The organism is Pseudomonas mucoides, from assembly GCF_015461845.1.
Classification (GTDB): domain Bacteria; phylum Pseudomonadota; class Gammaproteobacteria; order Pseudomonadales; family Pseudomonadaceae; genus Aquipseudomonas; species Aquipseudomonas mucoides.
Genome location: NZ_JACOPW010000007.1, coordinates 267,204 through 287,804 on the forward strand (window position 1 = coordinate 267,204; position 20,601 = coordinate 287,804).

Annotated in this window: 20 protein-coding genes; 7 read left to right on the top strand and 13 right to left on the bottom strand. The window is 59.1% G+C overall.

The window, feature by feature from the left end; all coding sequences use genetic code 11:
- The 6 genes from H8F22_RS26040 to H8F22_RS26065 all read right to left on the bottom strand — a co-directional run bounded on the left by H8F22_RS26040 (position 1) and on the right by H8F22_RS26065 (position 6,636).
- Complete coding sequence (locus H8F22_RS26040; RefSeq protein ID WP_027924401.1) at positions 1–861, bottom strand: MurR/RpiR family transcriptional regulator; 861 nt, start codon at positions 859–861, stop codon at positions 1–3.
- Positions 862–876: 15 nt separating this feature from the next.
- Entirely contained in the window at positions 877–2,226 is a 1,350-nt protein-coding gene (locus tag H8F22_RS26045; protein ID WP_027924400.1) for a GntT/GntP/DsdX family permease, read from the bottom strand.
- A gap of 211 nt (positions 2,227–2,437) precedes the next feature.
- The gene (locus H8F22_RS26050) at positions 2,438–3,883 is read right to left on the bottom strand and encodes a SulP family inorganic anion transporter (protein WP_194940853.1); all 1,446 of its coding nucleotides are present in this window, start codon (positions 3,881–3,883) and stop codon (positions 2,438–2,440) included.
- A gap of 196 nt (positions 3,884–4,079) precedes the next feature.
- Positions 4,080–4,973 (bottom strand): NAD-dependent epimerase/dehydratase family protein, encoded by an 894-nt coding sequence (locus tag H8F22_RS26055; protein ID WP_194940854.1) that lies wholly within the window; start codon positions 4,971–4,973, stop codon positions 4,080–4,082.
- A gap of 103 nt (positions 4,974–5,076) precedes the next feature.
- On the bottom strand, positions 5,077–5,988 hold the full coding sequence (locus H8F22_RS26060) for a LysR family transcriptional regulator (RefSeq protein WP_027924397.1): 912 nt from the start codon (positions 5,986–5,988) through the stop codon (positions 5,077–5,079).
- A 57-nt stretch (positions 5,989–6,045) separates the two neighbouring features.
- A complete protein-coding gene (locus H8F22_RS26065; RefSeq protein ID WP_027924396.1) occupies positions 6,046–6,636 on the bottom strand; it encodes an NAD(P)H-dependent oxidoreductase in 591 nt (196 codons plus the stop codon).
- Between the two features lie 161 nt (positions 6,637–6,797).
- Between H8F22_RS26065 and H8F22_RS26070 the strand changes: the two genes are divergently transcribed.
- On the top strand, positions 6,798–7,112 hold the full coding sequence (locus H8F22_RS26070; protein WP_027924395.1) for a putative quinol monooxygenase: 315 nt from the start codon (positions 6,798–6,800) through the stop codon (positions 7,110–7,112).
- On the opposite strand, the gene H8F22_RS26075 is transcribed toward H8F22_RS26070, so the two are convergent.
- Positions 7,102–7,866 (bottom strand): sulfite exporter TauE/SafE family protein, encoded by a 765-nt coding sequence (locus H8F22_RS26075; protein WP_027924394.1) that lies wholly within the window; start codon positions 7,864–7,866, stop codon positions 7,102–7,104. The two genes, H8F22_RS26070 and H8F22_RS26075, sit on opposite strands and share 11 nt — an antisense overlap.
- A gap of 221 nt (positions 7,867–8,087) precedes the next feature.
- On the opposite strand from H8F22_RS26075, the gene H8F22_RS26080 reads away from it, so the two are divergent.
- Positions 8,088–8,972 carry a LysR substrate-binding domain-containing protein gene (locus H8F22_RS26080; RefSeq protein ID WP_194940855.1) on the top strand — a complete coding sequence of 295 codons (885 nt, stop codon included), beginning with the start codon at positions 8,088–8,090 and terminating at the stop codon, positions 8,970–8,972.
- Positions 8,973–9,029: 57 nt separating this feature from the next.
- Here H8F22_RS26080 and H8F22_RS26085 read toward each other — a convergent pair whose 3' ends face one another.
- From H8F22_RS26085 to kynU, 3 genes are all read right to left on the bottom strand, one after another.
- Complete coding sequence (locus H8F22_RS26085) at positions 9,030–10,439, bottom strand: amino acid permease (RefSeq protein WP_194940856.1); 1,410 nt, start codon at positions 10,437–10,439, stop codon at positions 9,030–9,032.
- 88 nt (positions 10,440–10,527) lie between these two features.
- The gene (locus tag H8F22_RS26090) at positions 10,528–11,838 is read right to left on the bottom strand and encodes an OprD family porin (RefSeq protein WP_059181666.1); all 1,311 of its coding nucleotides are present in this window, start codon (positions 11,836–11,838) and stop codon (positions 10,528–10,530) included.
- Positions 11,839–11,944: 106 nt separating this feature from the next.
- Positions 11,945–13,195 carry a kynureninase gene (kynU, locus tag H8F22_RS26095; RefSeq protein WP_059181667.1) on the bottom strand — a complete coding sequence of 417 codons (1,251 nt, stop codon included), beginning with the start codon at positions 13,193–13,195 and terminating at the stop codon, positions 11,945–11,947.
- Between the two features lie 221 nt (positions 13,196–13,416).
- Between kynU and H8F22_RS26100 the strand changes: the two genes are divergently transcribed.
- Positions 13,417–13,890, top strand: a complete 474-nt coding sequence (locus H8F22_RS26100) for an Lrp/AsnC family transcriptional regulator (RefSeq protein ID WP_059181668.1) — start codon at positions 13,417–13,419, stop codon at positions 13,888–13,890.
- 15 nt (positions 13,891–13,905) lie between these two features.
- On the opposite strand, the gene H8F22_RS26105 is transcribed toward H8F22_RS26100, so the two are convergent.
- On the bottom strand, positions 13,906–14,919 hold the full coding sequence (locus H8F22_RS26105; RefSeq protein WP_059181669.1) for an AraC family transcriptional regulator: 1,014 nt from the start codon (positions 14,917–14,919) through the stop codon (positions 13,906–13,908).
- A 377-nt stretch (positions 14,920–15,296) separates the two neighbouring features.
- Between H8F22_RS26105 and antA the strand changes: the two genes are divergently transcribed.
- The 3 genes from antA to antC are packed head-to-tail and all read left to right on the top strand — an operon-like array spanning position 15,297 to position 18,220.
- A complete protein-coding gene (gene antA / locus H8F22_RS26110; RefSeq protein WP_194940857.1) occupies positions 15,297–16,688 on the top strand; it encodes an anthranilate 1,2-dioxygenase large subunit in 1,392 nt (463 codons plus the stop codon).
- Positions 16,688–17,179, top strand: coding sequence for an anthranilate 1,2-dioxygenase small subunit (antB, locus tag H8F22_RS26115; RefSeq protein WP_059181671.1), 492 nt, complete (start codon positions 16,688–16,690; stop codon positions 17,177–17,179). The genes antA and antB overlap by 1 nt, the downstream gene beginning before the upstream one ends.
- An 18-nt stretch (positions 17,180–17,197) precedes the next feature.
- A complete protein-coding gene (gene antC / locus H8F22_RS26120; protein WP_194940858.1) occupies positions 17,198–18,220 on the top strand; it encodes an anthranilate 1,2-dioxygenase electron transfer component AntC in 1,023 nt (340 codons plus the stop codon).
- A gap of 63 nt (positions 18,221–18,283) precedes the next feature.
- Here the strand turns inward: antC and kynB are convergent, their stop codons facing one another.
- Positions 18,284–18,937, bottom strand: coding sequence for an arylformamidase (kynB, locus tag H8F22_RS26125; RefSeq protein ID WP_059181673.1), 654 nt, complete (start codon positions 18,935–18,937; stop codon positions 18,284–18,286).
- Between the two features lie 290 nt (positions 18,938–19,227).
- On the opposite strand from kynB, the gene H8F22_RS26130 reads away from it, so the two are divergent.
- Positions 19,228–19,572, top strand: coding sequence for a cupin domain-containing protein (locus H8F22_RS26130; protein WP_007946320.1), 345 nt, complete (start codon positions 19,228–19,230; stop codon positions 19,570–19,572).
- A 133-nt stretch (positions 19,573–19,705) separates the two neighbouring features.
- Here H8F22_RS26130 and mmsB read toward each other — a convergent pair whose 3' ends face one another.
- Positions 19,706–20,593: a 3-hydroxyisobutyrate dehydrogenase gene (gene mmsB, locus H8F22_RS26135; RefSeq protein WP_027924390.1), complete on the bottom strand. Its 888-nt coding sequence runs from the start codon at positions 20,591–20,593 to the stop codon at positions 19,706–19,708.
- Positions 20,594–20,601: the final 8 nt, after the last annotated feature.

Sequence of the window (20,601 nt, forward strand, 5' to 3'; positions counted from 1 at the left end):
TCAGTCTCCCAGCGGCAAGTGATCGTCGCCGCCGCGGTAATCGTCGAGGGCGAGTTTGATCCGCCGCAGACGTTCTTGATTGTCTTCAGGATTGGCCAGCGCCAGCTCGGTGGCAAGCACGTCGATGGCCAGCAGCATGCCGTAGCGCGCCGCCGTGGGTTTGTAAATAAACGAGGTTTCGACGCCTTGCAGCGGCAACAGCACGTCGGCCAATTGCGCCAGCGGCGAGTCGGCCCGGGTGATGGCGACAATGCGGGCGCCGTAACTGCGGGCCAGTTCGACGGCTTCAATGAGTTCAGGCGTAATGCCGGTCAACGAACAGGCAATCACGGCCCGGCCGGCATCAAGGCTGGCGGCGGTGACGCGCATCATTACCGGGTCGTGGCACACCGCAATCGGGTAGCCGAATCGCACCAGGCGCACCTGCAGTTCATCGCTGCACAAAGTCGAGCAGCCGCCCATGCCGAACGCGTGAATCATTCGCGCCTTGCCCAGCAGCTTCACCGCATCGGCGAAGCGCGACTCGTCGAACGCCGACAGATGCTGGCGCAAGGTCGACTCGATATCACCGACGATCTGCCCGTAAAACGCCGACTGATCGGGGGTGCCCGCCGGGTCGAGAAAGCGGCTGCCGACGCCGCTGGCCTGGGCCAGTTGCAGGCGCAAGTCACGCAAGTCGCGGCAGCCCACCGTGCGGGCGAACCGCGACAGCGTGGCGGTACTGACTTCCGCCCTCAGCGCCAGCTCATCGAGGCTGGCAGCGGAGGCAAACCCTACGTCGTCGAGCATCAGGCGAGCGATACGCCCTTCACCGGCGCTGAAGGAATCCTGGCGGGCGCGGATCTGATAAAGGATGTCCATGGCAGGCGACTCCGGTTAAATCAGGTAGGAAAGGCCCACGGTCAGGCCGAAAGCGACCACGGAAATAATGGTCTCCAGCACCGTCCAGGTCTTGAAGGTCTGGGCCACGGTCATGTTGAAGTATTCCTTGATCAACCAGAAGCCGCCGTCGTTGACGTGAGAAAAAATCACCGAGCCGGCACCGGTCGCCAACACCAGCAATTCCGGGTGCGGATAACCCAGCCCAATCGCCACCGGCGCAACAATCCCCGAAGCCGTGGTCATCGCCACCGTCGCGGAACCGGTGGCAATGCGCATCAACGCGGCGAACAGCCAGCCCATGATCAGCGGCGACAACTGAAATTCGTGGGCCAGGCTGACGATCTGATCGGTAACGCCGGCGTCCACCAGAATCCGGTTCAGGCCGCCGCCGGCGCCGACCAGCAAGGTGATGCTCGCCGTGGGTGCCAGGCATTCATTGGTGAATTTTAGAATCGATTCACGGCTGAAGCCTTGGGCAATACCCAGGGTCCAGAAGCTCAGCAAGGTCGCCAGCAACAGGGCGATCACCGAGTTGCCGATGAACAGCAAGAACTGGTTGAAGCCGCTGCCCGGCGTGGAAATCAGGTTGGCCCAGCCACCGATCAGCATCAACACCACCGGCAGCAAAATAGTCGCCATGGTGATGCCGAAGCCCGGCAGGCTGTCGCGCGGTTCGCGGTCGAGGAATTGGCGCTCCAGCGGGTTCTCGGCCGGCAATTGAATGCGTGGCACGATGAACTTGGCGTACAGCGGCCCGGCAATGATTGCCGTCGGAATGCCGATCAAAATCGCGTACATCAACGTCTGCCCGACCGACGCCCCATACACCTGCACCGCCAGCATCGCTGCGGGGTGCGGTGGCACCAGGGCGTGAACCACGGAGAGACCGGCGACCATCGGCAAACCGACCATCAGGATCGACACGCCGACGCGGCGTGCCACGGTGAAGGCAATCGGCACCAGCAATACAAAACCGACTTCGAAAAACAGCGGCAACCCGACCAGGAACGCGATGCAGACCATCGCCCAATGCGCGTTCTTTTCGCCGAATCGGTCGATCAAGGTCCGCGCCACCTGCTCGGCACCGCCGGACTCGGCCATCATCTTGCCGAGCATCGTGCCCAGCGCCACCACCAACGCGATATGCCCCAGGGTTTTGCCGACGCCCGCCTCGTAAGCGCCGACCACGCCGGACGCCGGCATCCCGGCCAGCAAGGCCAGGCCGATGGACACCAGGGTGATGACGATGAAGGGATTGAGTCGGTAACGGGCGATCAGCACGATCAGCGCAATGATGGCGATGGCGGCATACACCAGCAGCCAATAGCCGAAGGACAGGGTCATGCGGTACTCCTCGAAAGGGTCACGTCGAATGGATTGTGAAACTCTTAAAACATTTCGAGAGGTGATTTTCAAACGAGGTGAAAGTTATTTTCGTACAGGGGTAAGGGTTGTCGCTGAGAGATATGCGAGGTCGGTGAATATGAAAATCCGACAGGCGAATTTTCATGCTGATCGTTCCCACGCGCCGCGTGGGAATGATCTCGAGGAAGTCTCAGTCGTGATTCACCCGGGCGCGTTTCAGCAGTTTCTTGCAACGCTCCGACAGGTGCAGCACGCGCAGGTGCTTGCCGGCCTTGGTGTAGCGTTCGCGCAACGTATCCAGCGCAGAGATGGCCGAGTAATCGACGAAGCTCAAATGCCGGCAATCCAGCGTGACGTGGGCAGGATCATTGGCCGGGTCGAATTGATTGAGGAAGGGGGTGGTCGAGGCAAAGAACAGCGTGCCATGCACCCGGTAGAGTTTGCTGCCGTCGTTTTCCAGATGACTGTCGGCGTACAGCTGCCGGGCCTGCTGCCAGGCAAAGTTGAGCGCGGCGATGATGATCCCGCACAACACGGCGGTGGCCAGATCGGTGAACACCGTAATCACCGTCACCGCGATGATCACCAAGACGTCGTTCAACGGCACTTTGTTCACCACCCGCAACGAGGCCCAGGCGAACGTTTGCTGTGACACCACAAACATCACCCCGACCAGCGCCGCCAGCGGAATGCGCTCGATCAGCGGCGACAGAAACAGAATGAACAGCAGGATCAACACCCCGGCAACCACCCCGGACAGTCGACCGCGACCGCCGGAACTGAGGTTGATCACGGTCTGGCCGATCATCGCGCAACCGCCCATGCCACCGAACACGCCAGAGACCATGTTGGCCGCGCCCAGCGCCACGCACTCACGATCCGGGAAGCCGCGGCTCTCGGTGATTTCGTCGGTCAGGTTCAAGGTCAGCAGGGTTTCCAGCAGGCCGACCAGCGCCATCAAAATCGCGTAGGGCGCGATGATGCGCAGGGTGTCCAGACTCCAGGGAATGTCTGGCAACGCAAAGGTCGGCAAGCCCCCGGCAATGTGCGCCATGTCGCCCAGCGTACGGGTCGGCAAGCCCAGCAGATACACCGCCAGCCCCACACCGAGAATCGCCACCAGTGCCGGCGGCACCGCACGCGTGAGGCGCGGCAGCAGGTAAACGATGGCCATGGTCACGGCCACCAGCCCCGTCATCATGTACAGCGGCGTACCACTGAGCCAGGTGTCACCGTTTTTGAAATGCTCCAACTGCGCCAGGGCGATGATGATCGCCAGGCCGTTGACGAAACCGAGCATCACCGGGTGCGGGACCATGCGCACCAGTTTGCCCAGTTTCAGCAACCCGAACGCCAGCATGATCAACCCGCCGAGCAACACGGTGGCCAGCAAATACTGCACACCGTGCTGCACCACCAGCGCGACGATCACTACCGCCATCGAACCTGCAGCCCCGGACACCATGCCCGGCCGACCGCCGAACAGCGCGGTCAGGGTGCAAATGATGAACGCCCCGTAAAGACCCATCAGCGGATTGAGGTGAGCCACCAGCGCGAAGGCGATGCATTCGGGCAGCAGGGCGAAAGAGGTCGTGAGCCCGGCCAGGACATCGGCGCGTAGACGTTTTGGTTTCATGAGGGAATCGCACGCAGGGAGTGACGAGAAGAAAGTGCGCGGATGGTACGGAATTGCGGGCAGCCCGGCCAGTTGTTGGGCCTTCGCAAATGCCATCGCGGGCAAGCCATGTTCCTACAAGGGATTTGCGTCGTTCACAAATCCCCTGTGGGAGCGTGGCTTGCCCGCGATGGCCGCGACACGATTTAGAGCGAACTCAAACCATCTCGTCCCGAATCCACTCAATCACCGACACCCGCTTCGGCGCCCAGCCCAGCAACTCACGCGCCTTTTTCCCGCGCACCCGGCTGTTGGAACCCAAGCCATAGTTGGCCATTTCATACCCCCACTCGGCCTCGGCGTCTTTCAGCGGCCAGTCTTGCGGCGCGCCCAGCTCCAGCGCGTGGGCAATCGCGGTGGTCATGTCGAAGAACGACGCTTCACCGCTTTCAACGAAGTAGAACGTGCCCGGCACATTTTTGGTCAGTGCCAGCAGGTACAGGGACACCACGTCTTCGATGTGCACGTTGGACCAGATGTTCTGACCCGGGCCGACATGCCGGACCACGCCACTTTTACGCGCCTGCTTGAGCAAGCGCGGCAATTGCACGCTGTCACGATTGACGCCCAGGCTATGGCCATAAATCAGCGTGTTGCAGATCACCGCCGAGTTCACGCCATCGTTCGCGGCGGCGAGGATCAGGTTGTCGATGGCCACGCGGGCGGCCTTGTCGACGGTCGGTGCCGGCAGTTTGTCTTCGAAGTAGATGACGTCGCTGGCGTGACCGCCCGAGGCATCGCCGACGATGCTCGAACCGCTGGTGTGCAGGAATACTTTGTTGGAACCGCGCAAGGCGTCGAGCAACGCTTGCACCGCGCCGCGATGGTCGCTGCTGGCGGCGTTGATCACGGCGTCGGCCGCACGGGCCTGTTCGGCGAGCAGTGCGCTGTCGTCCAGCGTGCCGATCACCGGGGTGATGCCCAGCGCGCTCAACTCATTGGCTTGGGCTTCGCTACGCACCAGGCCGGTGACCTTGTGGCCCGCGCGGATCAGACCGGTGGCGATGGAGCCGCCGATGAAACCTGCAGCGCCGGTGACGAATACGTTCATGGAGAAACTCCCTGCGTGAATAAGTGATGCGACGAGTATCAAGGAGTGATCTCTGACGAAAAATCCCCTCTGACCCAATTCACTCTTGCGCAGGGATCACGAATCAGCCTTTGAAATCCGAGTTCGCATACAACGCCAATTTGCCCTGAATAAAGTCGAGGAAGCACTGAATGCGCAGGGCCAGTTGCGAGTTGCGGTAGTACACCGCGTTGATTGGCTGGCGATAGCCGCTGTTGAAGTCCGCCAGCAGCACCTGCAAACGGCCGGCGCGAATATCTTCGATGGTCATGTAGTGCGACAGGCAGGCAATGCCCTGGCCTTCCAGCGCCAGGTGGCGGATCGTCTCGCCGCTGGAGGCACTGATCGACGCCTCAATTGGCCAGCGATCTCCATGCACGTAACGCAACGGCCATTGGTTGAGACCTTCGTTCTGGGTAAAACCCAACAACGCATGCTTACTCAAGTCCGCCACTGCCTGCGGCGCGCCGTGTTGCTCGAGGTAGGCCGGGCTGGCGACGATGTGCAGTGGACTGCACCCCAGCGAGCGAGCGTGCAAGGTCGAGTCGGCCAACGTGCCGATGCGGATCGCGATGTCGGTGCTTTGCTCGAGCAGGTCGATGATCAGATCGTTGCTGTTGAGTTCGAGCTGGATGTCCGGGTAGAGACGGCGGAATTCGTCGATGTACGGCACGATTGCGTGCAGCATGAACGGTGACGCCGCGTTAATCCTCAGCCGCCCGGACGGGGTTTGCTGGCGTGAGTTGAGGCGTTCTTCGAGCTCGTCCATCTGATCGAGAATCCGCTTGGCGTGCTCGAAGAAGTACTTGCCCTCTTCGGTCAGGTCCATGCGTCGTGTGGTGCGGTTGATCAGCGTGGTATCGAGTTTGGCCTCCAGCCGCGACAGCGTGCGACTGACCGCCGAAGGCGTTTGCCCGACCTGTTCGGCGGCAGCGGAAATCGACCCGCATTCAATCACGCAGACGAAAATCTGCAATTCATCGGATCTGGCTTTCACAAAGGCCCCTCATTCAAAACTGGCTTGATAGTAGCTGGATGCGGGGCAAAAGGAACCTCAAGCCTTGAGGCCAAACACCTCGGTCAAATGCTGTTCATAGCGTGCGACATCAGCTTCGATGTTCGGGCGTTTCATCACGTCGACGCACAGGAAGGTCGGCAGGCCGGTCATGCCGAGGAACTCGTTGGCCTTGTGAAACGGGAAGTACACCGCGTCCACGCCCTTGGCTTCAAAGAAGTCGGTCGGGTCGTCAAAGGCTTGCTGCGGTGCATTCCAGGTCAACGACAGCATGTATTGCTTGCCCTGCACCAAACCGCCGCTTCCGTACTTCTGCGACGCATCGGAACGGGTGCGGCCATCACTGGCGTAGAGACTGCCATGGCCTTCGGTGAAGACTTCATCGATGTACTTTTTCACGGTCCACGGCGCGCCCATCCACCAGCCTGGCATTTGATAAATGATCACGTCGGCCCAGAGAAATTTGGCGACTTCTTCGGCGACGTCGTAGCCCTCGTCGATGAAGGTGGCTTTCACGTCCACGCCGCCACGATCCAGCACGCTCAGCGCCGTTTCATGCAGGGTGGTGTTGTAGCGGCCATCAGAGTGGGCGAATTTTTTTCCGCCATTGAGCAACAGGACTTTTTTCATGAGAAATCTCGGAAGGTCAGAAATTGGATGGCGGCAGGTTAGCGGCGAGGCTCGCGCGGAATAAGCCCCGAATGCACAAAACCCTTTTGACCAATACGCACGAATCAGTAGGCGATTGTTGCCATAGACTTGCGCCGATTCTTAACTTGAGGGAATTTCTGATGAGTGAAATGCAAGGCTTCATCCTGCACGCCAAGACCCGCCCGGAAAAATCCGATGCCTTTGAAGCGTTTTTCCGCGGCTATGTGGAAGCCAGTCGCGCCGAGCCCGGCTGCATCGAATATCACATGCTGCGCGACAAACAGGACCCGACGCTGTTTATCTTCTACGAGATCTGGCAATCCCAGGCTCACCTGGACGTGCACTCGAACCTGCCGCACATGAAGCAGTTCCTTGAGCACCGCGATGAATTCCTGGAACGGGATTTCGAGATCCGTGACATCGACATGCTCAGCCCGTCGTCCGCTACCCGCTGATCAGCAAATGGCCGCCTAGCACGCCGAGGCCGATGAAGAACACTCGCTTGAACAGCACCGCGCTGATCCGCTGACGCAACCATTGGCCGAGTAACAAGCCGAGCACCGCGGGGATCAGCGCCAGCAATGACGCGCTCAATTCGCCACCGCCCAGCGCGTCGCGCCACCACAAGCCAGCCGCCAGCGCCAAGGTCGACACGGTGAACGACAAGCCCAGCGCCTGCACGAGTTCGTCCTTGCTCAAACCGAGCGCTTGCAGATAAGGCACCGCCGGAATCACAAAGACGCCGGTGGCCGAGGTGATGATGCCCGTCAGCACGCCGCACAGCGGACCGACCCAACGCTCAGCGTGACCGCCGACACGCAAGGCCGGCAGGAACAACCCGCTCAATGCGTAGAACAACAACGCTGCACCCAACGCCCGCACGACCCAATGCCCTCCCGCCATGCCAATCCACAATGTGCCGGCGCCCGTGCCGAGGAAGATCGCCAGCAGCATCGGCCATAACCGCTTGATCAAGCCGCGCAGGTGCCCACCGAATGCCAGTTGCCAGACATTGGTGAGCGTTGCGGGGATGATCAATAGCGCGGCTGCCTGCGACGGGGCCATAGCCAGACCGAGCAGGCCCATGGCGATGGTTGGCAAGCCCAGACCGATGATGCCTTTGATCATACCGGCCAGGAGGAAGGTGGCGATGACCAGTAAGGACAAGGCCAATCCGAGGTTTTGATAGAACGCGGCGAGTGTATTCATGGGGCTATCCTGAGCCTGGATTTGCCGCGTGAAAATCTGCCATATACTGAGGATGCCTCTTGTTTAGCAAAAGGCTGAAAGTTTCGTCGTGTTGCAAAGCGCTATCGCGAGCAGGCTCATTCCTACAGGTGACCGCGTTGTTCGCACCGACGCGGTCACCTGTGGGAGCGAGTTTGCTCGCGATGGCGGCTTTCCAGACAACACACATCCAGAGATTGCCAATGCACTACGACCTGACCGACCTGCGCCTCTACCTGAACATCCTCGACAGCGGCAACATCACCGCCGGCGCCGCGCGCAGTCATTTGTCCCTGGCGGCGGCGAGCGCGAGAATCCGCGCCATGGAGGCTTCGCTCGGCATCGAATTTCTGGAACGCGGGCGTCGCGGCGTCACGCCGACTCCGGCCGGCAAAGCCTTGGCAAAACACGCCCGATCCCTGCTGCAACAAGCCGAGCGCATGCAACAGGACCTGGCCGAATACGCAAAAGGCGTCAAAGGTCAGGTGCGCCTGCTGTGCAACACCACGGCAATCACCGAGCACCTGCCGGAGTTGCTCGCCGACTTCCTGCGTGAGCATCCGAATCTCGACATCGACCTTCAGGAATTGCCCAGCGCACGCATCACCCACGCCTTGCGCCAAGGTGCGGCAGACCTGGGCATCGTGTCTGACGCTGTAGACACCGATGACCTGCAGACCCGCGCCTTTCGTGACGATCCCCTGGTGTTGATCCTGCCCCGCGATCATCCGCTGGCCGACACCGAATCCCTGAGTTTCAGCGACACCTTGCACCACGATTATGTCGGCCTGAACGCCAGCAGCGCCCTGGCCGTGTACCTCGAAGAACAGGCGCTGCACATCGGTTCACGCCTGAAAATCCGCATCCGCGCCGACGGTTTTGATGGCGTCATGCGCATGGTCGCCCGGGGCGCGGGGTTGGCGATCGTGCCGCTCGCGGCCGTCGAGCGGAGGGCGGTGGATCAACCGTTCAAAAGCTTCGCGCTGAAAGAACACTGGGCCCAGCGAAAACTGCTGGTGTGCGCTCGCTCATTCGACAACTTGCCCGGCTACGCAACCGCCTTGCTGGAGGCACTTCACCCGGAATAAAGGCGTTACCGGACAGAGGTTGTCAATAACCACCGCCCGACAATGTACGCCTCTGATTCAAACCTTTGGCAGCGGACCCAGCGCCCCGGTCACCTTGGGCTTTCTGAAGAAGAAGCCGTAGACCAGCGATAGCACCAACAGGAACGGCACACCGAACACCAAGGTCATTTTGAAGGCTTCGGTGAAGTAAGTGGTGACCATCACCGCCCCCATCAACACCACCCCCAACAAAGTGCTGAAGGGGAACAGGCGCATACGGAAGGACAGTTTCCGGTTGCCGTTGCGTTCGTGATAGCGACGGAAACAGTAATGAGTCAGGAAGATCATGAACCAGGTGAAGATGGCGCCGAACATGGAGATCGCCATCATCAAGGTGAACGAGCTTTCCGGGTACACAATATTCAGCAGCGTGGCTAACGCAATGCCCGAGCTCGACAACAGCAAGGCATTGAGCGGGATGCCGGTTTTGCTCAATACGCCCATGGACTTGGGTGCGTAACCGCCTCGGGACAGGCTGAACATCATCCTAGTGGTGATGTACAACTGGCTGTTCATCGCCGACAGCGCTGCGATCAGGATCACGAAGTTCATCACCCCGGTGGCACCGGGAATGCCGATGGCTTGCATGACGGTAACGAATGGGCTCTGGGCGTGACCGGCCTGGACCCACGGCACAATCGCCAGCATCAGTGCCAGGGTCAGCAGGTAGAACACCACCAGCCGCACGATGGTCGCGCGAAAGGCCTTCTTCACCGCTTGCTCCGGGTCTTTGGCCTCACCGGCGGCAACCGCGATCATCTCCACACTCAGGTAGCTGAAGATCGACACGATCACCGCAATCCACATCCCTTGCAGGCCATTGGGGAAAAAACCGCCGTGGGCGGTGTAATTGTGCAGGCCGTACTCAGGATTACCGGAACCGAACACCACGTAGACCGCAAGGATGATGAAGCCGACGATGGCGCCGATCTTAATGGTCGAGAACCAATATTCGAAAGTGCCAAAGGCTTTCACACTGACGGCATTGAGCACAATCAGGACACTGGAGAACGAGACGATCCATATCCACTCAGGCACGTTGGCGAACCAGTATTTCATGTACATTGCCACCGCCGTCACTTCCGTGCCGACTGCCAGCACAATGGCCGCCCAATAAGCGTATCGCACCAGAAACCCGGCCAACGGGCTGACATAGAATTCGGCATAGGCTCCAAATGAGCCCGAAGTCGAATGAGCCACAGTCATTTCCGCCAGGCAGCCCATCAACAGCAAGGTGATGATCGCACCAATGGCGTAGCTGAGCAGCACACTCGGCCCCGCATAACCGATGGCGTAGGCACTGCCCATGAACAGCCCGGTGCCAATCGCACCGCCAATGGCGATCATGCTCATCTGCCCCGAGGTGAGTTGGCGCCTGAGGCCGTGTTCACGGTTGGATATCGTTTCAAAACCGGTGTTGTCGGTCATTTGTCTGTCCTCTGAATATTGTCTTTTTTGAAGAGAGCACTTAGTTGGAAAAGCTCGTGGGTATCAGCCACGCACAGCAGGACACGAATCAGAAAATATTCAGCGGATACTCGACGATCACCCGTACCTCGTTGTTGTCGGTGGTATCGGCACGAGCGACCTGAGCGGTGGAGCGCACACTGGCCTGGCGAACGCGCACCGACAGGTCTCTGGCCTGACCTGATTGCACGACGTACCGCACGTCGATGTCGCGTTCCCAACGCTTGCCGTCGCTGCCGTAACGACCATAGGCGCCATTGGGGCCGCCGCTGTACTGGCTGTCATCGATGTGGTCACCGTTAACGTAACGCGACATGAAGCTCAGGCCGGGAACGCCGAACGGCGCCATGTCGAGGTCATATCGCAACTGCCAGGAACGCTCGTTGGGGGCGTTGAAGTCGAGGACTTGAATGGAGTTGGCGAGGAAAATCGAAGTCCCCGGTTGCTGATCGAAACCCAAGTAATCGAACGGCTCATCGCCATCGACCCGTTGGTACGCCAGGGTCACTCGATGGGCGCCGACCTTGTAGGCAGCAGACATCGACCACGTGGTGTTGTCGATCTTGCCAGCCAGGCTCTGGCCCGCGTCGTTGGTGCGGTAAATGTTGAAATCGAGGTTTAGCGACTGGTTGGGCGTCAACGCATAGGTGAAGTTGGCGTTGGCGTAATACTGCCGCCATATATCCATGAATTGAGAACCGTACAGGCTAAGACTCAATTGATCACTGACGGCATAGCTGCCCCCCAGGTAATCGACGCTGCGGGTTTCTACCCCGGCATACAGCGCTTTGAGGGCACCATCGAAGTTGGTCGAGTTGTTGTCGTTACCGGAGGTGAAGTGGCCGAGGTCGAGTTGCAGTGCCTTGAGTTCATTACTGGTCAACTGAAAGCCGTTGGCCACGCTGGTGAACAGTCGCGCATTGCCCGTACCGAACACTGGGTTGAACGGGGTCAGATTGCCGTACTTGAGCTCGGTCCTGGATATCCTGGCCTTAAGCGCACCACCCGCTTCGGAATACTCATCTTCCGGGCGGCCATCGGAATCGACCGGCAGCAAACCAGTGCCGGTTTGCCCCTTGCCGCTGTCGAGTTTTAGGCCCTGTTGCGCGTAGGCGTCGATCCCGAAACCCACCGTGCCCTGAGTGTAACCGGAGCGATAATCGAGCATGAGCCCATGGGCCCATTCATTTCGATAGTTCTGACCACCCGGGTTGTTGAGGTTATTGCGGTAGAAATAGAAGTTACGGTTTGTCAGGACCAGGCTGCTGTCTTCGACGAACCCTTGATAGGATTCGGCGTAAGCCATTTGGCTCAGACAGTTGATGGCGAGCGGCAAGGCGGGCCAGAGGGACAGTTTCATTCTGCGTGCTCCTTATTATTGTGTTTGCACGGAACGCGTAATCGAGGCGACCGAAGCTGTGCCCGCCAGGAAAACCCGACAGCCAGACAACGGGGTGTTGGGTGAATCAGGTGACGCTATGGCGAACCTGGTACTGTCCCTGCGCCCAGGTTTTTTCATCGAGAATCTCGCCGAGGACCTGCACCGCATCCCAGACCTCGGTGAAACTCGTATACAGCGGGGTGAAACCGAAACGCATGATGCTCGGCTCGCGGTAGTCGCCGATCACGCCGCGGGCTATCAGTGCCTGGATCACTGCATAACCTTCGGCGTGCTCGAAGCTGACATGACTGCCCCGTTGGGCGTGTTCACGCGGGGTGATCAAGGTCAGATCGTGGTCAGCGCAACGCTGCTCGACGAGCTCAATGAACAGGTCCGTCAGGGCCAGGGATTTGCAGCGCAGGCTCGCCATGTCGGTCTGAGCAAAGATATCCAGACCGCATTCGACCATGGCCAATGACGTGATCGGTTGGGTGCCGCACAGGTAACGAGCAATGCCATTGCTCGGCTCATAGCCCGACTCCATGGCGAATTGCCGCGAATGGCCGAACCAGCCGGACAACGGTTGCGCCGCCAGATTGCACAAATCAGGCGATACCCAGACAAACGCTTGCGAGCCGGGGCCGCCATTGAGGTATTTATAAGTGCAGCCGATGGCGTAGTCGGCGCGCGCCTGATGCAGGTCAACCGGTACGGCGCCGGCCGAATGCGCCAGATCCCAAATGGTCAACGCACCACATTCATGACTCAGTGCAGTCAGCGCCTGCATGCCATGCATGTAACCGGTCTTATAGTTGACGTGGGTGAGCATCACCACCGCCGTGTCCTGATCAATCGCTTGCGGCAACTCCTGCGGAGCATTGACCAGGCGCAGGGTGTAACCCTGCTGCAGCAGGTCTGCCAGACCTTGAGCGATGTACAAATCAGTGGGGAAGTTGCTGACTTCACTGACGATCACCCGCCGCTCCGGCGATCGGATGGCCTGCACTTTCAACGCGGCGCTGAGCACCTTGAACAGGTTGATCGAAGTGGTATCGGTCACCACGACTTCACCGTCACGCGCCCCGATCAGCGGCGCCAGACGATTCCCCAGACGCTCCGATAGATCGCGCCAGCCGGCGCTATTCCAACTGCGAATCAGGCCACTGCCCCATTCCTCGGCGATCACCGCCTGAGCTCGCGCCAACGCGGCAACTGGCCGCGCCCCCAAAGAGTTGCCGTCGAGGTAAATCACACCTTCAGGGAGCGCAAACTGCTGACGCAGGGGCGCCAGAGCGTCCTGAGCATCCAGCGTCAGGCAATCGTTTCTTGTTGTCATTGAGTGTCCTGCTTTTGTTATGGCGTGCGGGCCAGACCGTTCATAAGAAGCGGCTCGAATCGGTGGGTGACACGTCGTGTTTTCAGGCGCTACGAGTGCCTTTCGGTGGAGAGATAATGAACGGAAATCGGGAGAATTTTCGTGCAAAGTAAGCGGCCTTAACGTAGTAATCTCGCAGATAATTCGAATCAAACCCCAATAAACGCGGATTTATTCAAACCATGAATCTCGACTCGACAGACCTGCGAATCCTGCATCAATTGCAACTGGATGGCCGCATCAGCAACCAGGAGCTGGCGGAGAAAGTTGCCCTGTCGCCGTCGGCCTGTTTACGCCGATTGCGCCTGCTGGAAAGTGAGGGAATCATCACCGGCTATCGCGCGGTGCTAAATGCCGAGCGGCTGGGCATCGAACTGGAGGCCATCGTTCATGTGTCATTGCGACAGGACGTCGAGGACTGGCACGAGACCTTTATCAAGAAGGTGTTGCAGTGGCCTGAAGTGGTCACTGCGTACGTGGTTACGGGGGCAAGTAACTATGTGTTGCGAGTGCAGGCTCGCAACCTGAAACACTTCTCCGATTTCATTGTCAACCATCTGAATCGCACGGCCGGCGTCACCGATATCCGCTCGGAAATCGTCTTGCAGAAAATCAAGGAACGTGAGGAGTTGCTGGATCTGGTGGTACGCAAGTAGGGCGACCTAGTCGCCTCAGAAGCCCTGCATGCGCCGGGCTTCGTTACGCTGCAAAGTCATGCTAGGGGTTTCGTCGAACAGCTTGCGGTACTCGGCGGAGAAACGCCCCAGGTGAGTGAAGCCCCAGCCCATGGCGACCCCGGAAATATTGCGCATCGAGCCGTGTTCCAGGATCTCCTGACGCACGGCGTTCAAGCGGTACTTTTTCAGGTAAGCCATCGGCGACAAGGCGAAGTACTTTTTGAACGCCTCAAACAGTTTGAAGCGCGAAACCCCTGCCGCCGCCTCAATGTCTTCCAAGTGCAATGCTTCACGAGCGTTCTCGTGGATGTACTGCCGAGCCCGGATCAAATAGTGCGGCAGCTTTACACCTAACACGTGTCGCAGCTCTTCTGAGTAGTTGTTCGGCTGGGCAAGGATCAAGCCTTTGATCAGTGAACTTTCAAGGTCCCGGGTGAACGCCACTTGTTCATACAGTTCACTGCTGCGCTCCAACTCTCCAATGAAATAGCGTGCCATGCGCCACCACGAGGCCGACGCCCCGTCGACCGCGTCCATGACCGGTTCGAAACGCAATAGCCCATCCAGCGGACGCTGCAACAGGCTTTCCAGAGACTCGCTCATGGCCACGCGGGTAATCACCACCTGGACCTTGCGGCAATCGCCGGAGATCGCCAGCACCTGGTTTTCATTCGGGGAGACAATGACCCCTTGATCGCGGTCAGACTTGACCACGCTGCCGTCCTTGCTCAGTTCCTGCTCACCCACCAAGGGCAAACTCAGGCTGTAACTGCTGAAGTGCTCGGCATCTTCGATGTCGATGGCGACATCGGTTCCGTATTCGATGGTGCCCAGGGTCGTGGCCATCGACTTGAACATATTGGCGTTGTGATGAAAGCGAATTCGTTCGGGGGTCGTGGTCACGAGGCGATGCGGGCCGCAGATGCTGGACATCCAGCTTCTCGCGGCCTCAAGGTCATCGCTGTCGACACGAATGTCGCGAAACTGCGGATCATCTTTGCTGGTCATCACGGCACACTCACGCAAGGGTGTTTCAGCGCGCTCTGACGGCGCGTATCCGGCTGGCAAGGAGCAACTTCCACGCCACAAAACGCCAGGGCCCGCTGAGCGGATAGAGATTCCCCACTCAGCGGATAACACCCTCCTCCCGAAGCAGGAAAACCCTATCAAACCGAGCTCGGCGTCTTACAAAACATTAACTGATTGTTGCATTCAGGTGCGTCCGTTTATCGCCAGGGCAGGATTTGAGTAATCGCTGCCCAACCGGATGTTACTCCCCCCCAAATTTACGGAGTGCCTTCACCTACAAACCGGATAGACCCCTGCCCGCCCGACTCTCTCTAATGAGCACACCGATTAGCCCGAATAAAAAAAGGTGCATCCCTATGAGTGGCGAAAAAAACGTTGAGCAGTGGAAAGCGTTTATTGAAAGCTGTCTGGATTTCCGTCCGGCAGACGGCGTGTTCCGCATTGCCCGGGACATTTTCACCGAGCCGCAGTTGTTCGACCTGGAAATGGAACTGATCTTCGAGAAGAATTGGATCTACGCCTGCCACGAAAGCGAGCTGGCTAACAATCACGACTTCGTCACCATGCGCGCCGGCCGTCAGCCGATGATCATTACCCGCGACGGTGAGGGAAAACTCAACGCCCTGATCAATGCCTGCCAGCATCGCGGCACGACGTTGACCCGCGTCGGCAAAGGCAACCAGTCAACCTTTACCTGCCCGTTCCATGCCTGGTGCTACAAAAGCGATGGACGCCTGGTCAAGGTCAAGGCACCGGGCGAGTACCCGGAAGGCTTCGACAAAGCCACTCGCGGCCTGAAAAAAGCCCGCATTGAGAGCTACAAAGGTTTCGTGTTCATCAGCCTGGATGTGCATGCCGATAACAGCCTCGAGAACTTTCTCGGCGACGCCAAGGTTTTCTTCGACATGATGGTCGCCCAGTCGCCCACCGGTGAGCTGGAAGTGCTACCCGGCAAGTCGGCCTATACCTACGACGGCAATTGGAAATTGCAAAACGAAAATGGCCTCGACGGCTACCACGTCAGTACCGTCCACTATAACTACGTAGCCACGGTGCAACACCGCCAGCAGGTCAACAGCGAAAACGGCACCGCCTCCAGCGACACCCTCGACTACAGCAAGCTCGGTGCCGGTGATGCCAATACCGATGACGGCTGGTTCGCGTTCAACAACGGCCACAGTCTGCTGTTCAGTGACATGCCCAACCCGACAGTACGCTCCGGGTACGCCACGATCATGCCGCGACTGGTCGAAGTACACGGCCAGGAAAAAGCAGAATGGATGATGCATCGCCTGCGCAACCTGAACATCTATCCAAGCCTGTTTTTCCTTGATCAGATCAGCTCGCAACTGCGCATCATCCGTCCCGTGGCGTGGAACAAGACCGAGATCATCAGCCAGTGCATCGGCGTCAAGGGCGAGTCCGATACCGACCGCGAAAACCGCATTCGTCAGTTCGAAGACTTCTTCAACGTCTCGGGCCTGGGCACACCGGATGACCTGGTGGAGTTCCGTGAAGCCCAGCGCGGTTTCCAGGCGCGCCTTGAACGCTGGAGCGATATTTCCCGTGGCAGTCACCAATGGGCCACCGGCGCCACTCCCAACAGCGAATCGATCGGCATTGCCCCAGCCATGACCGGTACCGAATTCACCCACGAAGGGCTGTACGTCAACCAGCACCGCAACTGGCAGAAATTCCTGCTCGATGGCCTGGACGCGAAATCCCTGACACTCCGTGAGGTGCAATGATGAATGCGCTATTGCAGTACCAGATCGAACAATTCTTCTATCGCAAGTCCGAACTGTGTGATGCCCAGGACTGGGATGCGTACATCAAGCTGTTCGACGAACACAGCGAATTCCACTTGCCGCAATGGGACTCGGAACACGTCTACACCCGCGACCCCAAACGCGAAATGTCGTTGATCTACTATCCCAACCGTTCCGGTCTGGAAGATCGCGTGTTCCGCCTGCGCACGGGCAAGTCCGCCTCCTCGACGCCGATGCCGCGCACTCTTCATCTGATCAACAACGTACGGATTAACGAGCTGGAAAACGGTGAGCTGGAAGTGCGTCTGAACTGGCACACCTTGTTCTATCGCCTGGCCACGGCCGAGCAGTTCTTTGGCCGCGCGACCTACCGCCTCACCCCCCACGCCGATAGCTGGCTGATTGCCCGCAAGCATGTACTGCTGCTAAACGACACCATCAACTCGGTACTCGATTTCTACCACCTCTGAATCCATGGAGACCGGGGCATGAACCATAAAGTCGCGTTCAGTTTTGCCGACGGAAAAACACTGTTCTTTCCCATACAAGCCAACGAAATACTGCTCGACGCCGCCCTGCGCAATGGCATCAACATTCCTCTGGATTGCCGCGAAGGCGTCTGCGGAACGTGCCAGGGTCGCTGCGAATCGGGCGATTACAGCCAGGACTACGTGGATGAGGAGGTCCTCTCAAGTCAGGACCTTGAGCAACGCAAAATGCTCACCTGTCAGACGCGAGTGAAGTCCGACGCGGCGTTCTATTTCGACTTCGTCTCCAGCCTGTGCAACGCCGCAGGCCCCCACCAATTCAAAGCAACGGTCACAGACGTCAAACAGGTGTCGGCCAGTACGGCGATCCTGCATTTGGACCTGGGGACGACAGGGCAGTCGCTGGATTTTCTGCCGGGGCAATACGCCCGTTTGCGGATTCCGGGCACCGAGAGTCTGCGCTCGTACTCGTTTGCCAACCGACCGGGCAACCACAATCAATTGCAGTTCCTGATTCGTCTGTTGCCGGATGGAGTAATGAGCAACTACATCCGAGAACGCTGCCAGGTCGGAGACGAAATCGGCCTGGAAGCCCCTCTGGGCGCTTTCTATCTTCGCCACGTCGCCAAGCCATTGATTCTGGTGGCGGGCGGTACCGGGCTTTCGGCGTTGCTGGGTATGCTCGAGGAGTTGGCCGAACGCAGTTGCACGCAACCGGTGCATTTGTACTACGGCGTGCGAGACGCTGCCGACCTGTGCGAACGAGCACGCATTGATGCCTACGCAGGGCGTATTCCAGGCTTTCGCTACACCGAGGTGGTGAGTGATCCGTCGCCGCACTGGACCGGCAAGCGTGGCTACATTGCCGAGCACTTCAATTCGGATGAACTGCGCGATGGGGAGGTTGATATGTACGTCTGCGGGCCACCGCCGATGGTCGAGTCGATCAAGACCTGGCTGCAGGCCCAAACCCTGGACAACGTGCACCTGTACTACGAGAAATTTACCGAGAGCAATACCTGACAACTCGCCCTGGAAGTGAGCGCCAGGCAATTTCGCTGGCGTTCACTTCGGATTAACCACAGGTCAGGCGCGTGACTGCGCATTCAACGGCCGCAAGATCGCCCTGACCGGACTGGCGTCCAGATGAGAAAAACGCAGCGGCAGCGCAATCAGTTCATAGTCACCTTCCGGCACTTCATCCAGCACGATACCTTCAAGAATAGCCATGCCATGACGAGCCACCGCATTGTGCGCGTCCATCGTCTTGGATTGCTGCGGATCGAGCGACGGCGTATCGATACCGACCAGGCGCACGCCAAGACTGGCCAGCAGATCGACGGTTTCTTTGGCGACCGCAGTGAAGTGCGGATCCCAGGTTGTCAGCGGCGCCTGTTGATAGGTACGTAACAGTACACGCTCAGGCAAGTTGTCCAAACGCCCCTTCAGTTGCCCAGGCTGAACCCATTGACCGCTGTCCAGGCAATGCAGCACGCGGCAGGACCCGATGTAGACCTCCAGTGGCACATCGCCAATGGCCGCGCCGTCAGCACTGTAATGCAGCGGTGCATCGACATGGGCGCCGGTGTGCGGCGACAGGGTGATACGCCCGACATTCACCGGGCACTCAGGCCCAAAGCTCCAGACGCGCTCTTCCTGAAAAGGCGTATCGCCCGGCCAGGTGGGAGTTTCGGTACTCAAGGGCGGACTGATGTCCCACAACACAGGTGCTTTGTTCATAACAATGCTCTCGGAATGCTCTGAGCTGAATGATACGAGCGACGCCGGTGAATATTCGTGCAAAAAAGTCCACAACGCCGGGGGGATTTCGCACGAACTGCCGTGAATCGCGGGTTTGCAGAGAGGATATTTCAATGAGCGAAACAGATAGCCCAAAAGCCGTTTATTCGACGGACCACGCCATGACCACTGCGTTTCTGGATAGCTCAGTGTCGAGTTCAGACAACTGACCGGTGGAGAGGCGCTATAGGGTGCCACTTCAGTTCTTGAAGCCACTGCCCGGAGTCATCATGACCGCACCGATTACCGTCCTTCGCGATACTCATCCACTGCCGGTGCTTGACGCCTGCAAATGGGAAAAACTCGAAGGTGACCCGCACACCGTCAACCTCAACGCCTACACCAGCGAAGACGGCAGCAAGATCATGGGCACCTGGATCTGCACGCCGGGCAAGTGGTACGTCGAATACGTGAAGTGGGAATACTGCGATTTCCGTGAGGGGTATTGCATCATCACCCCGGAAGGCAAAGAGCCAATCCATCTGCGCGCCGGTGATATTTTCGTCATTGAGCCAGGAATGAAAGGCACGTGGGAAGTGGTTGAAACCGTGCGCAAGTATTTCGTGTTTGCCTGATGCAAAAAAACCGGGGGATCACCCGACGTGATCTCCCGGTAAATATCTTTATGTAAATGCAATCACTGTGGGAGCGAGCTTGCTCGCTCCCACAGGTTTTCGACTTCAAGCCCCTCTGATCGCAGCCGCTCTTTTACTGCGGTTTGCGATAGCTGTTGATGATCGCCGAGAAGTCTTTCCCACCTTCCCCGCGCTGGCTCATCGCCTGATACAACTGCTGGGCCACTGCGCCGAGCACCACCGGTTGATGCGCCTGACGGGCCGCTTCCGTGGCCAGCCCCAAATCCTTGAGCATCAGTTCTGCACCAAAGCCGCCGGTGTAACCGCGCGAGGCCGGCGCTGTTTCGACGATGCCTGGCCACGGGTTGTACATCTCCGAACTCCAGCAACGTCCGGTGGAACTGTTGATGATCCCGGCGAGCACGGTCGTGTCGATCCCCAGGGCATCGCCCAGCGCCATGGCTTCGCTGACGCCGACCATGGAGATCGCCAGCAGCAGGTTGTTGCAGATCTTGGCGATTTGCCCAGTGCCGACTTCGCCGCAATGGACGATGTTGCGGCCCATCTGCGCCAGTACCGGTTGCAGGGTAGCGAACAGTTCCGGAGTGGCGCCGACCATGAAGGTCAGCGTCCCGGCCGCGGCGCCACCGGTGCCGCCGGACACCGGTGCATCGGCCATGGCCACGCCTTGCTTGGCAGCGGCGGCGGCCACATCGCGTGCGGTCTGTGGATCAATGGTGCTGCAATCCACGGCCGGTACACCTTGGCCTATCCCGGCGAGAACGCCGTCCTCGCCCAGCCAGACGCTGCGCACATGCACAGCGGCCGGGAGCATGGTGATCACCAGTTCTGCACCTTGCGCCGCCTCACGGGCGGAAGGGCTGATGCTGCCGCCCAGTTGCTCCAGCTCCGCCAGCACGGTTTTGTTCAGGTCGACCAGGCGCAGCGCGTGGCCGGCCTTGATCAGGTTGCGCGCCATCGGGGCGCCCATGTTGCCGAGACCGATAAAAGCGATTTTCATGTCCGGCT

Bases quoted from the DNA above. Each gene is read 5' to 3' on its own strand.
- antA (WP_194940857.1), top strand. From the start codon at position 15,297: ATGAGTGGCGAAAAAAACGTTGAGCAGTGGAAAGCGTTTATTGAAAGC.
- H8F22_RS26050 (WP_194940853.1), bottom strand. From the start codon at position 3,883: ATGAAACCAAAACGTCTACGCGCCGATGTCCTGGCCGGGCTCACGACC.
- mmsB (WP_027924390.1), bottom strand. From the start codon at position 20,593: ATGAAAATCGCTTTTATCGGTCTCGGCAACATGGGCGCCCCGATGGCG.
- H8F22_RS26055 (WP_194940854.1), bottom strand. From the start codon at position 4,973: ATGAACGTATTCGTCACCGGCGCTGCAGGTTTCATCGGCGGCTCCATC.
- H8F22_RS26100 (WP_059181668.1), top strand. From the start codon at position 13,417: ATGAATCTCGACTCGACAGACCTGCGAATCCTGCATCAATTGCAACTG.
- kynB (WP_059181673.1), bottom strand. From the start codon at position 18,937: ATGAACAAAGCACCTGTGTTGTGGGACATCAGTCCGCCCTTGAGTACC.
- kynU (WP_059181667.1), bottom strand. From the start codon at position 13,195: ATGACAACAAGAAACGATTGCCTGACGCTGGATGCTCAGGACGCTCTG.
- H8F22_RS26040 (WP_027924401.1), bottom strand. From the start codon at position 861: ATGGACATCCTTTATCAGATCCGCGCCCGCCAGGATTCCTTCAGCGCC.
- H8F22_RS26105 (WP_059181669.1), bottom strand. From the start codon at position 14,919: ATGACCAGCAAAGATGATCCGCAGTTTCGCGACATTCGTGTCGACAGC.
- antC (WP_194940858.1), top strand. From the start codon at position 17,198: ATGAACCATAAAGTCGCGTTCAGTTTTGCCGACGGAAAAACACTGTTC.
- H8F22_RS26090 (WP_059181666.1), bottom strand. From the start codon at position 11,838: ATGAAACTGTCCCTCTGGCCCGCCTTGCCGCTCGCCATCAACTGTCTG.
- H8F22_RS26075 (WP_027924394.1), bottom strand. From the start codon at position 7,866: ATGAATACACTCGCCGCGTTCTATCAAAACCTCGGATTGGCCTTGTCC.
- H8F22_RS26070 (WP_027924395.1), top strand. From the start codon at position 6,798: ATGAGTGAAATGCAAGGCTTCATCCTGCACGCCAAGACCCGCCCGGAA.
- H8F22_RS26080 (WP_194940855.1), top strand. From the start codon at position 8,088: ATGCACTACGACCTGACCGACCTGCGCCTCTACCTGAACATCCTCGAC.
- H8F22_RS26065 (WP_027924396.1), bottom strand. From the start codon at position 6,636: ATGAAAAAAGTCCTGTTGCTCAATGGCGGAAAAAAATTCGCCCACTCT.
- antB (WP_059181671.1), top strand. From the start codon at position 16,688: ATGAATGCGCTATTGCAGTACCAGATCGAACAATTCTTCTATCGCAAG.
- H8F22_RS26045 (WP_027924400.1), bottom strand. From the start codon at position 2,226: ATGACCCTGTCCTTCGGCTATTGGCTGCTGGTGTATGCCGCCATCGCC.
- H8F22_RS26085 (WP_194940856.1), bottom strand. From the start codon at position 10,439: ATGACCGACAACACCGGTTTTGAAACGATATCCAACCGTGAACACGGC.
- H8F22_RS26130 (WP_007946320.1), top strand. From the start codon at position 19,228: ATGACCGCACCGATTACCGTCCTTCGCGATACTCATCCACTGCCGGTG.